The 10,505-nt window shown below is 54.9% G+C and carries 12 protein-coding genes; 3 read left to right on the forward strand and 9 right to left on the reverse strand.

Annotation, left to right across the window (positions count from 1 at the left end):
• Positions 1-505, reverse strand: a 505-nt coding sequence (locus tag RT613_RS11075) for a CGNR zinc finger domain-containing protein (RefSeq protein WP_313615329.1), incomplete at its 3' end; no start/stop codon positions are given.
• A 64-nt stretch (positions 506-569) separates the two neighbouring features.
• Between RT613_RS11075 and RT613_RS11080 the strand changes: the two genes are divergently transcribed.
• A complete protein-coding gene (locus RT613_RS11080; protein ID WP_313615331.1) occupies positions 570-1,466 on the forward strand; it encodes a branched-chain amino acid ABC transporter permease in 897 nt (298 codons plus the stop codon).
• Positions 1,467-1,475: 9 nt separating this feature from the next.
• Here RT613_RS11080 and RT613_RS11085 read toward each other — a convergent pair whose 3' ends face one another.
• From RT613_RS11085 to RT613_RS11105, 5 genes are all read right to left on the reverse strand, one after another.
• Complete coding sequence (locus RT613_RS11085) at positions 1,476-1,937, reverse strand: molybdenum cofactor biosynthesis protein MoaE (protein WP_313615333.1); 462 nt, start codon at positions 1,935-1,937, stop codon at positions 1,476-1,478.
• A gap of 6 nt (positions 1,938-1,943) precedes the next feature.
• Positions 1,944-2,198 (reverse strand): molybdopterin converting factor subunit 1, encoded by a 255-nt coding sequence (gene moaD / locus RT613_RS11090; protein WP_313615335.1) that lies wholly within the window; start codon positions 2,196-2,198, stop codon positions 1,944-1,946.
• Positions 2,198-2,785: a CDP-diacylglycerol--glycerol-3-phosphate 3-phosphatidyltransferase gene (gene pgsA / locus RT613_RS11095; protein WP_313615337.1), complete on the reverse strand. Its 588-nt coding sequence runs from the start codon at positions 2,783-2,785 to the stop codon at positions 2,198-2,200. Before pgsA ends, moaD begins: the two co-directional genes overlap by 1 nt.
• A 102-nt stretch (positions 2,786-2,887) precedes the next feature.
• Positions 2,888-4,930 carry an excinuclease ABC subunit UvrC gene (gene uvrC / locus RT613_RS11100; protein WP_313615339.1) on the reverse strand — a complete coding sequence of 681 codons (2,043 nt, stop codon included), beginning with the start codon at positions 4,928-4,930 and terminating at the stop codon, positions 2,888-2,890.
• Positions 4,927-5,691 carry an SDR family oxidoreductase gene (locus RT613_RS11105; RefSeq protein ID WP_313615340.1) on the reverse strand — a complete coding sequence of 255 codons (765 nt, stop codon included), beginning with the start codon at positions 5,689-5,691 and terminating at the stop codon, positions 4,927-4,929. Before RT613_RS11105 ends, uvrC begins: the two co-directional genes overlap by 4 nt.
• Positions 5,692-6,063: 372 nt before the next feature.
• On the opposite strand from RT613_RS11105, the gene RT613_RS11110 reads away from it, so the two are divergent.
• Positions 6,064-6,717, forward strand: a complete 654-nt coding sequence (locus RT613_RS11110; protein ID WP_313615341.1) for a porin family protein — start codon at positions 6,064-6,066, stop codon at positions 6,715-6,717.
• 144 nt (positions 6,718-6,861) lie between these two features.
• Here the strand turns inward: RT613_RS11110 and RT613_RS11115 are convergent, their stop codons facing one another.
• Both RT613_RS11115 and RT613_RS11120 read right to left on the reverse strand, forming a co-directional pair.
• Positions 6,862-7,458 carry a glutathione S-transferase gene (locus RT613_RS11115; RefSeq protein WP_313615343.1) on the reverse strand — a complete coding sequence of 199 codons (597 nt, stop codon included), beginning with the start codon at positions 7,456-7,458 and terminating at the stop codon, positions 6,862-6,864.
• Between the two features lie 9 nt (positions 7,459-7,467).
• Complete coding sequence (locus RT613_RS11120; protein ID WP_313615344.1) at positions 7,468-8,244, reverse strand: ribonuclease T2 family protein; 777 nt, start codon at positions 8,242-8,244, stop codon at positions 7,468-7,470.
• A gap of 354 nt (positions 8,245-8,598) precedes the next feature.
• Between RT613_RS11120 and RT613_RS11125 the strand changes: the two genes are divergently transcribed.
• Positions 8,599-9,534: a lysylphosphatidylglycerol synthase domain-containing protein gene (locus tag RT613_RS11125; RefSeq protein WP_313615345.1), complete on the forward strand. Its 936-nt coding sequence runs from the start codon at positions 8,599-8,601 to the stop codon at positions 9,532-9,534.
• Positions 9,535-9,567: 33 nt separating this feature from the next.
• Here the strand turns inward: RT613_RS11125 and RT613_RS11130 are convergent, their stop codons facing one another.
• Positions 9,568-10,416 carry a 23S rRNA (adenine(2030)-N(6))-methyltransferase RlmJ gene (locus RT613_RS11130; protein ID WP_313615346.1) on the reverse strand — a complete coding sequence of 283 codons (849 nt, stop codon included), beginning with the start codon at positions 10,414-10,416 and terminating at the stop codon, positions 9,568-9,570.
• Positions 10,417-10,505 lie beyond the last annotated feature (89 nt).

Consider the following 10,505-nt stretch of genomic DNA (forward strand, 5'->3'; position numbering starts at 1 on the left):
TTTTCCGGTTGCCGCACACGGTCATGTCGCACCAGATCCGGCTGCGGTTCTTGCTGCGATCCACAAACAGCCAACCGCAATTGCTACAGATCCTGATCCGCTGCCGCTCATCGCTGCTGAGAAGCTGCAATGCCGATCTTGCGGTTGCGGCCTCGAGGGCATGATCATGCGGGGCATGGCGCAGTGCTGATGCCGCCGCACCCAGCAAGGTGGCAAGCAGCAGCCGGTCATCGTGACCCGTGACGAATGTTCTGAAATAGCTATCTATTGCTTCCCTTAGAGCAAACAGGTGAGGGCGATTTGCTGCATCGGTTGGCTGGAGGTCGATACAGCCTTGCTGATCGGTGCTGAGGGCACTGGCGGTGAAAGCGAAGCTATCGATCTGGTGCGGAACATCGAAACGATCCAGAGATTTTTCGGGTGCAAACCGCAGGATCACGCTGTTTGCCACATCAAGGGCAAGCGCGCCGCCAGAAAACCGGTGCGGGGTCCACGAAAATTCCATGCCAAATTATAACTGCTAAAACCTATTTTACCAGTTATAATGCTATTCGGTCGAGGACAGCCTCATGGCATATTTTGCGCAGCAGGTTCTGAATGCCATACCCATTGCCGCGCTCTATGCCGTGCTGGCCTTTGGTTACACGCTTGTATTCTCGATTACCCGTCGTGCGGATGTCACCTATGGTGCAATCTTTGCATTTGCGGGCCAGACCTATCTGCTGTTTGCCGATTTTGGTTGGAACCGCCTGTGGCTGGTGTTGCCGGCCACGCTGGCTTTTGGTGCGACCTTTGCAATGCTGGCAGGTCTTTGGGCTGGCGTCACCATCGGTCGCTCGGTCATTCAGCCTCTGGTCAAGGCATCCCCCAATGCGCTGATGGTGGCGGGTCTCGGCGCGATGATTGCGCTGATGGAAGCAGCCCGGCTTGCCGCCGACACAAAGGTGTTATGGTTGCCACCCTTGATGCAGGGGCCGATCACCTTGTTTTTCCTTCAAGGGTTTTCTCTGACCCTGACAGCCATGCAAATTCTCAATTCGCTGGTGTTCCTCAGCCTGATCCTGCTGATGCATCATTACCTCAGACGTTCGACCTTCGGCCGACACTGGAAAGCGGTTTCCAACGATGCGTTTGCCGCTGAACTCTGCGGCGTCAATGCCAGCCGCATATTGCTGGCATCCTATTGCCTGGCCGCCTGTCTTGCCTCACTCGCCGCGGTTTTTGCCGAGAGCTACTACGGCAATATGGATTTCGGGGCAGGGCTGACATTCGGGCTGAAAATCGTGTTGATCTCGGCTGCCGGTGGTTACTCCAGCCCGTTGGCCTCGGCGGTGGGCGCCGCTTTGATCGGCGTGGCGGAGACCTTTTGGGGTGGTTACGGTCCGGTCATGTGGCGTGACGCAGCTGTGCTGGCAGGCCTTGTGCTGTGGTTGGTGGTGCGCAGAAGCGAAAACCTGGCACTGTGACGTGCTCTGTTAACGCCACTTGTCCTTGGCAGCGTCATCGGTGGTCTTGGCCTCGATCCATTCGCCCGCCGTGCCATCCTTGCCATGTTCTTTTTTCCAGAACGGCGCCGATGTTTTCAGGTAATCCATCACGAAGTTGGCACCATCAAATGCTGCCTGGCGGTGGCGCGAGGCTGCAATGACCAGAACGATATTGTCACCGGTTGGAATTTTACCGAAACGATGAATGGCCGTCAGGCCAAGAAGATCAAAACGCTCAATCGCAAGCGTGGCAATGCGGTTTAGTTCCGCTTCTGCCATGCCGGGATAATGTTCAAGTTCCAGTGCCGACAGCGTGCCGCCATCATCGCGGCAAAGACCGGTGAAGGTAACGACAGCACCAATGCTGCGATCATTGTCCGTCAGCTTTTTTGCTTCGGCTGATGCATCGAAGTCTTCTGACTGCACACGGATGGTCGGCTTGGTGGTCATGTGCCGTCAGCCGCCGGTCATCGGTGGAAAAATGCCGATTTCGCGAGCGCCTTCTATGCTTTCGTCGTGATCGATATGTTCCTGATTGACCGCAACGCGAATAGCGTGTGGAAACTCAAATGCCGCCTCGTAGTTTTCACCACGCGTCGTCAGATAGGCCAGCAGGTCACCTGCTGTTTTGACCGAAGCGGGGATATCCAGTTCCTCTTCGGCCGTGCCAATCTTTTCCCGAACCCAGGCGAAATATACGAGGCGTGTCATTATTCAGCGTCCACGATGTGCTTCAGGCCAGCCCTGAAATAATCATAGCCAGTGTAAATCGTCAGTGCTGCGGCTAGCCACAACAGGCCAATGCCGGTTTCTGTGGTGTAAGGCAGAACCTTGTCACCGGCAGGGCCTGCCAGCAGGAAGGCAATCGCCACCATCTGGATGGTGGTCTTCCATTTGGCGATCTGGGTGACCGGAACGGACACTTTCAGTGCCGCCAGATATTCACGCAGGCCGGACACCAGAATTTCGCGACACAGAATGGTAATCGCGGCCCAAACCGACCAGCCGGCGATCGTGCCATCCGCTGCCATCAGCAAAAGTACGGAAGCAATCAGCAGCTTGTCTGCAATTGGGTCCAGCATGCGGCCGATATTGGATGTCTGGTTCCAGATACGGGCGAGATAACCGTCAAGAAAGTCGGTGATCGACGCGACAATAAAGATCCACAGCGCTGTCCAGCGCGCAAAATCCGAACTGGCGAGTTGCCCCTCCACAAAGAAGCACAGCACGATTACCGGTACGGCCAGGATGCGGCCATAGGTAAGAAGATTCGGGATGTTGTATGCGCGAGAAGCCATGGAGAACCTGCCTTACGGAATTTCAGCTTTAGATGAAGCCGCATGCTGTCAGCGTCAACATCTGTTTGTGTTTTTTTTAGCAGGCAGACACGGGGTAGATCGTCATTCTGCGCTATTTTCATGAAAATGATTGTAAACCTGTCGGGCAACCGCCTCGGAAATGCCGGTTACGTTCATCAAATCGTTGAGGCCAGCACGTGAAACGGCCTTGGCCGTGCCGAAATGCTGTAGCAGTGCCCGCTTGCGACCGGGACCAATACCACTGATTTCATCCAGCGGGTTCTTGATCATTTCCTTCTTGCGCCGCGCCCTGTGGGAGCCGATGGCAAAACGGTGCGCCTCATCGCGCATGCGCTGGATGAAATAGAGAACCGGATCGCGTGGCGGCAGAGAAAAATCACTGCGCCCATCGGCAAAGAAACGTTCACGGCCCGCGTCGCGGTCCACGCCTTTGGCAACGCCGATGGCTGTGACACAGTCGCGAATATCGAGTTCGTCCAGAATGGCGCGCACCGCCGTCATCTGCCCCTGACCACCATCGATCAGGATAACGTCAGGCCATGCGGGGAAGGGCATGTCGGTGGCATCTTCGCTGGAAACGGGCTGGCTTCTGTCCGGTTTGCCTTCTTCTTTCAGCAGACGTGAGAACCGGCGGGTCATCACCTCACGCATCATTCCAAAGTCGTCGCCTGGGGTGATGTCCGTCGATTTGATATTGAACTTGCGATACTGGTTCTTCACGAAACCTTCCGGCCCCGCCACCACCATACCGCCAACCGCATTGGTGCCCATGATATGCGAGTTATCGTAGATTTCGATGCGGCGCGGCACATAGGGCAGGTTGAAGGTTTCGGCGAAACCTTTCAGCAGACGTTCCTGTGATGATGTTTCTGCAAGCTTGCGGCCATGCGCCTCACGCGCATTGGCAAGCACATGATCGACGACATCCTTTTTCTCTCCGCGCTGCGGCACGGAGATCGTGACCTTGTGGTTTGCCTTTTCACCCAAAGCCGCGGCCAGCAGCTCCTGTTCTTCCACTGTCTCCGACAGCAGGATTTGCCTTGGTACAGGCTTGTCATCGTAAAACTGCGCGAGAAATGCGTTGAGGATTTCGGAAGGCGGCAAGGAGGGATCGGCCTTCGGGAAATAGGCGCGGTTGCCCCAGTTCTGTCCGGTGCGGAAGAAAAATACCTGAATGCAGGAAATGCCGCCTTCGTGGTGAATGGCAAACACGTCAGCTTCTTCAATGCCAGCCGGGTTGATGCCCTGATGGCTCTGCACATGGCTGAGCGCTGCCAACCTGTCGCGGTAGACGGCCGCGCGCTCGAAATCCAGATCTTCCGCCGCCTCGTTCATCTGTCGGGCAATCGCCGTCTTCACTGTCTGGCTTTTGCCGGAAAGGAAATCCTTGGCTTCCTGAACAAGTTCCGCATACCCCGCATCGCTGACCTCATGCGTGCAGGGGCCGGAACATCGCTTGATTTGGTAAAGCAGACAGGGGCGGGTGCGGGTTTCAAACACACTGTCGGTGCAGGTGCGGATAAGAAACGCACGTTGCAGCGAGTTGATGGTGCGCCCAACCGCGCTGGCCGAGGCGAATGGCCCGAAATAATCACCCTTGCGGGCTCGTGCGCCGCGATGTTTGAAAATGGCAGGTGCGCGGTTATCGGCCGTAATAAGAATGTAGGGAAACGACTTGTCGTCGCGCAACAGCACATTGAAACGTGGGCGCAGACGTTTGATGAGGTTTGCTTCCAGAAGCAGCGCCTCGGTTTCCGTGCGGGTGGTGACGAATTCCATGTTCACCGTCAACCGAACCATCTGGCCAATGCGGTTGGAGTGAAAACGACCCTGGGCATAATTGCCGACACGCTTCTTCAGCGAACGTGCCTTGCCGACGTAAAGCACGTCACCGGCGTCGTTGAACATACGGTAAACGCCCGGCCTGTTGGGCAGGTGTTTGACGAATTCGGCAATCAGGTCCATGCCCTTGAGGCCGGTTTCGTTTTTCCAGCCGGCAGACCAGTCAATGGATGCGCCAATGCTTGCACTCACATCCTCGGTGGACGCGGAGAGGGCATCATCGTCGTCATCATCGCTTTCATCGAAGAGAATGCCGCCCTCGGGCAGCTTCTTTCCGTTCATTCAGGTATCTCCGCCACGTCAGGGGTTTCCCAGGCGAGGTGTTGCCCGCCATCAAGAGCGATCATCTGCCCGGTGATGGAGGGTGTGTCAAAAAGGAATCGAACCGTCCGGCCGAATTCATCCGGCTGTGGTCCTCTCTTTAATATAAGGCCGTCGATCTGCGCCTGAAAGTCCTGCGGGCGTTGTCGTTCACTTCTAAATGATGGGCCCGGCCCAATGGCATTCACCCGCACCCGAGGTGCGAAGGCCTGCGCCATGGTCTGTGTCGCCGTCCACAGCGCTGATTTCGACAATGTATAGGAGTAAAAGCGCGGGCTGGGTGCCCAGACACGCTGATCGATAATATTGACGATCAGGCCGTTTTTGTCCTGCGGCAACTGGTTCACCAAGCCTGCAGCCAGAATCGATGGCGCCCGCACATGCACGGCAAAATGCGCCTCAAAGGTCGCGGCATCAAAGGAATCGGCCGAATCGTTGCGGAAAATCGAGGCGTTGTTGATGAGAACACCGATGGGGCCAAGCGCTTTACTGGCTTTTTCCATCAATTCCGATGTTGCGGTGATATCGGCAAGGTCTGCCGCAAAGGCCTGCGCTTTGCCGCCTTTCTGCCTTAATATATTAGCGAATTCTTCCGCTTCGAGAATGGAGGAACGCGCATGGACCGCAATGGTGAAGCCGTGAGCAGCCAAATCCTCCGCGATTGCTCGCCCAAGTCTCCGTGACGCGCCTGTTATCAAGACTGTCTTGGGTATTTTTTCCATCGAAACCGGCTTTATAACTGCGTGTAACTCTATGCGACTACGATATAAATCATATTCCGAAGGGCTGTACAGGCTCGTTTAAGGTTATACAGGAATAGGGTTTTAAGTATATTTGGAGTTTATTTTAAATAAATATAGGTAAAATCCGAATGTTCTAAATTTAAGGAAATATTATCCTTAATAAAATTTCGTTGCATTTTAGCAACGTCAAATTTCAGTCACTGCTGTGCCACAAAGAATTCACAGTTTGGCTTTTTGATCTCCTCATTCACCCATCATTTTCAATTTCTAGAAGGGCAGGGAACCTAACTGTTTTTAACCGCGTTGAGACTTTGGTTTAGCGCACAATGCGGTGGTGAAAAGGAGAATGACATGCGTATTTTTGTTGCAACTCTTATGGCTTCCACGATGGCAGCAGGAGCTTTCTCGGCAGCCAAGGCGGCTGACGCGGTCAACGAAGTTCCACAGGCACCAGTTGCTTATGAGCAGCCAGCTCCGGTTTCCGATTGGTCCGGCGCCTACGTCGGTGGTACTGTAAACTACGACTGGGGCCGCTTCAGCAGCAGCAACGACGGTCGTGATGCCAAGGGCTTCGGCGGCGGTCTGTACGGTGGTTACAACTTCCAGAACGGCCAGATCGTTTACGGTGGTGAAGCAGACATCAGCCTCGGCGATGAAAGCGGTTCTGCCGGTGCGGTTGGTACCGGTCTCTCCGGCAAGCAGGGCGTAAACGGCTCGCTGCGTGCTCGCGTTGGTTACGACATGAACCCATTCCTGATCTACGGTACGGGTGGTCTCGCAATCTCCGAGAACAAGCTGCGTGACGCAACGTCCAGCGACAGCGCAACAGCACTCGGCTACACCGTTGGTGCAGGTGTTGAAGCTCTCGTAACCGACAACATCACGGCGCGTCTCGAGTACCGTTACTCGGACTACGCCAAGAAGGACTACACACTTGACTCCGGTTCCTTCTCGCGTGGTTACGACGACCACAGCGTCAAGGTCGGTATCGGCGTAAAGTTCTAATCTGCGGCAACGCGATTAAAAGAAAACCGGGGCCACAAGCCCCGGTTTTTTCTGCCCTGTGTTTAGATGTCGGGCACGTAATAAAAAGAGCAGAGAGGCGGACCTCTCTGCTCTTTTTGCATGTCGGCTGTGACGGGGCTCGGATTATGCCGGTGTTTTCATCTCGGCGTAGTCCTTGAACCGCTTGCCAAACTTTTCAGGCCAGGCAGCCAGTTCTTCGCGGCCAGTTGCCCATTCGCCTGCAAAACGGAGGTCGAGATAACCGATCATCGCTGCAAGGGCGAAGTGGCCACCATGCAGCTTTTTCCCGGTCTTTGGAAGGTTGGCGTTGAGATAGTCCAGCGCGCGGGTAACCTTGGTCCACTGCTTGTCAATCCAGGGCTGGTGGACCTTTTCTTCCGGACGGAAGCGACGCTCGTAAACAATGGCGAGCAGGCAGTCCATCACACCGTCACACAAGGCTTCTAGGATTTCCGCATCGGCGCGTTTTTGATGTTTTTTGGGATAGAGCTTTCCGAGAGAAAGCCGGTCGAGATAATGCATGATCGCGACGCTGTCATAAACCGAATTACCGTCATCCAGCAGAAGTGTAGGGATCTTGCCCAGCGGGTTGTTGTCGATCAGCGGTGCCGGTTCGGCATTGGTATCGACGCTGACGTCCTTGATGCCGAGATTAAGATAGCGGGCAGCCATACGCACCTTGGCAGAATAGGGGGAGGCGGGGGAGTAAAGCAGTTCCATGGATGTTTCCTATCGAATTGGGGGAATTGTCATTGTTTTTATCTGGCAGCCCTGCCTGTCGACTTGCTGGCAGGAGCGGAATTTCAAATCTTGAGTAAGGCAGATGCGGACTTCTGCAAACCGTCCACCATCGCAGCTTATGGCAATGCCTTGCTGGCTCATGCCGGGATTGGCGCTGAGAAAGGCCTTTTCCAGCCCGTCAGCAGAAATGGTCTGGTCCTTGCTGCCTTTGGAAATGGTTTGCGGAAGTTTCACCGTCTCAAAGGCGGCGCGAGTGAGGGCAAAATATTCCTTTTGCGTCAGGCCGGAGCAGGAACCATGTTTGCGCCACTGATGGCCAATCAGCCCCATTGACGGCATTATGTCAAACATTGCTCGCCCAGTCGCATCAGGAACCCGGTCGGGTTCGCCGCTTGAACAGAACTGCGGATAGCCATTTTCATTTTGCGGCCACAGCCCATGCACCACAAAACCATAACGGCGGCTGGTGCCGCATTGCTGGCGGTTACTGGCACCTTCAGAACTGGCGCAGTAACTGGGCGACCATGACAGTGACAGCACGTAAAAATCAAAACCGGATGATTTTGGCAGAGTGCGTGACGGTGTGCGGGCTGGTGCAGTGCCTAATATCGGCGTGTCGCTGCCAGCCTGATCCGGATCAGTCCGATTGACGGTGGTTTGGGGCAAAGGTGTTGCCGGCTCTTGGGGGGCGGGTGTTTCACGAAGGAATACCGCTGCGGCCACAGCCATGACGCCAAGGGCGATTATGCCTGCATATTGTTTCATGGGCGGTCAGAACGTTCGTATGCGTGAGGCATCGGCCAATACCTGAATGGATAACTCGAATGTGTTTCAACTTTATATCAGCTTTGAACCACAAAAAACCGGGGCTGTGGCGCAATTTTCGGGCGGATATCGACTGTTGTTTGATAGGGTAAACCCGATGGTAAAGGTTGAAAGTCTATTCCGATAACGAATAAAGTTGGACGAATCTTTTAATTCGTTGGCGTACGGAAAGATGGAAAGGCTGTGCAGCCTTTTATCGTCTCGTTGCGTTATTCATCAGTGTCACGCTGGTGGGTAGGATGGAGTGTGAACAAGGCAGTGATTCTGCCGGGAGGAACGAGCGGGCATGTGCGTATGAAAGTGAAGAAATATCTATGGCCGGTCGTCGGCCTCGCGACGATAGGGTTCTCGATATGGCTGCTCTACCATGAAGTACGCGGATTATCGCTTGATGACGTCTGGGGCAGTCTGGCGGCCATTTCATGGAAAGGCTGGTCACTTTCTGCACTTTCAACACTTCTGGCATATGCGGCTCTGGCCGGATATGACCGGATCGCCTTGCAGCACCTTGGTCGCAAGGTGAACCTTCTTTTCATCACGCTGACCTCGTTCACCACATACGCTTTATCGCACAATGTTGGCGCCTCGGTGTTTTCTGGCGCCGTGGTGCGTTATCGCGCCTACACCTCGAAGGGCCTCAGTGGAACGGAAGTCGGTATTCTGGTGGCGATGTGCTCCTTTACCTTCTTTTTTGGCACCATGTTCCTGACCGGCCTGGTGCTGGTTTATGAGCCTGACATTACCGAGCGTTTTGGCGACCTGCTGCCGGTTGGTGCGTCTACGACAACAGGCTGTATTTTGCTTGTGCTGTGTGGGATTTACGTCGCTGGCAGCCTGCTGAGACCACGCCCGCTGAAAATCGGCAGCCGGGTGTTTCCATATCCGGCTCCACCGCTCGTCGCCCAGCAGTTGATCATCGGGCCGTTGGAGTTGATCGGTGCGGCTGGCATTATTTATTTTGCGCTGCCGGAAGCCGGAAATCCCGGTTACATGGTCATTCTCGGCATCTTCCTGGTATCGTTTTCTGCGGCCTTGATTTCCCATGCTCCGGGTGGTCTTGGTGTCCTCGAACTTCTGTTCGTCACCGGCCTGCCGGATATGAACCCGGCAGATGTCATCGCGGCTCTTCTGGTGTTCCGCATGTTTTACCTGATCATTCCATTGGTCATGGGGCTGATCGTCATCTTGTTGTTTGAGCGGGCCAAGCTGTCTGAACCGGATGAACCCTAGGCAGCTGGCTGATACCAGTCAAACGGCGCCGTTTTAAGCCTCGCCGCGCAACCAGAAGGCCCGCTGCGATGCGTAGCGGTCCTGCGCCATGATGGTTTTCAACACTGGCAACAACGTATGCAGTTCGTCCTTCAGGGTGAAGGGCGGGTTGACGATGATCAGACCAGAACCGCTCAATCCCTCTTCACGGTCGCTGCGCACTGAAAGTTCGGCACACAGCATCTTGGGGATTTCAAGCGCCTGCAGCTGCTCGTGAAACGCCTTGATCGGCGCCCCCTTTTTGATCGGATACCACAGGCAATAAGTACCGGTTGCAAAACGCCGGTAAGCCTTGGCAAGACCGTCGACCAGGCGCTCATATTCACCGGCGATCTCAAATGGTGGATCGACAAGGATAAGGCCACGCTTTTCCTTCGGCGGCAGATGAGCGCCAAGCGCCAACCAGCCATCCAGCTCTGTAACGCGTACCTGAAAATCACCTTCGAATTGACGCGCCAGTGCGCGCGAATCATCCGGATGCAGTTCCATGGCTGACAACCGATCCTGCGGGCGCAACAACATACGGGTCAATTTGGGGGAGCCGGGATAAAGCTTGACGCCGCCATCCGGATTCATTTCGCGCACCACGGAAAGATAAGGTTCGAGGAGATCGGCAACAGGTGCGGCAAGCTCGGCCTGCATGAGCTTGCCGATGCCGGTCTGCCATTCACCTGTCTTCTGCGCTTCTTCCGAGGACAGGTCGTAAAGACCAATGCCGGCATGGGTATCGAGAACCCGGAAAGCCTTGTCCTTGTTTTGCAGGTAACGAACCAGCCGCGCCAGAACCGCGTGTTTGAGAACATCGGCAAAGTTGCCTGCGTGATAGATATGGCGGTAATTCATGCCTGCCGATGCCTTTTATGAATAATCTTGATGATGGTCAGTTGGCACTTTTGGCCGCTTCACACTTGCAATATAGAAAAGTGATGAAC

This window comes from Agrobacterium sp. (assembly GCF_032092815.1).
In the GTDB taxonomy this organism is placed as follows: Bacteria; Pseudomonadota; Alphaproteobacteria; order Rhizobiales; family Rhizobiaceae; genus Agrobacterium.